The organism is Cobetia sp. UCD-24C (assembly GCF_001306765.1).
GTDB lineage: Bacteria > Pseudomonadota > Gammaproteobacteria > Pseudomonadales > Halomonadaceae > Cobetia > Cobetia amphilecti.
The window spans coordinates 1-1,046 of record NZ_LJTD01000029.1; the positions used below are offsets into that span (position 1 = coordinate 1).

Annotated in this window: 1 protein-coding gene; it reads left to right on the forward strand. The window is 65.3% G+C overall.

Translation table 11 applies throughout. The features are described from left to right. The coding region (locus AOG28_RS17395; RefSeq protein ID WP_200906837.1) for a VCBS domain-containing protein at positions 1-1,046 on the forward strand (1,046 nt) is incomplete at both ends.

Genomic DNA, 1,046 nt, shown 5'->3' on the forward strand with positions numbered 1-1,046 from the left:
GATTGCCACGGTCACCATTGCTGGCGTCGATGCGGATACACCGGTCGACATCACCAATGCGACCGAGGCCGACCCGGTGGTCATCGAGGGGAGCGAAGGCACCCTGAGCGTGACCGGCTATGACGCCGATACGGGCACCGTAACGTACCGCTACGTCGAGGATGGCGAGACCGAGGATCACTCGGGCGGCGACATCACCGACAGCTTCGCGGTCGTGGTCACCGACATCACGGATGCCAGCACCACGGACAGTCTCGACATCGCGATCGTCGACACCGTCCCGACAGCCAATGCCGACACCGGCACCATCGCCGAGGACACCTCTGACGCCCTGACCGGCAATGTCATCAGCGGGGCCGGTGACAGCACGGATGCCGATGCGGCCGCCGATGCCCTGGGCAGCGACACGCCGACCCTGGTCACYGGTGTCGTGACAGGCACTCTGGARGACGRTGACGCGCTTGCGGCAAACGTCARCGACACGACCGGTACCGAGATCGCCGGCAGCTACGGCACGCTGACCCTCAACAGTGACGGCAGCTACAGCTACGTGCTGGACAACRGCAATGCCRAGGTCCAGTCACTGAACGATGACAGCGACCCGCTGAGCGACGTCTTCACCTACGGCATCACCGATGCCGATGGCGATGTCTCCCGCACCACGCTGACCATCACCGTCACGGGCTCGACCGATGCCGCGCCGGTCATCACCGGCATCAGCGGCACGGACGACAACAGCGTCACCGAAGCCACCGGCGATACCGTCACCGGCAGCTTCACGGTCGCCGCCACTGCCGGGATTGCCACGGTCACCATTGCTGGCGTCGATGCGGATACACCGGTCGACATCACCAATGCGACCGAGGCCGACCCGGTGGTCATCGAGGGGAGCGAAGGCACCCTGAGCGTGACCGGCTATGACGCCGATACGGGCACCGTAACGTACCGCTACGTCGAGGATGGCGAGACCGAGGATCACTCGGGCGGCGACATCACCGACAGCTTCGCGGTCGTGGTCACCGACATCACGGATGCCAGCACCACGG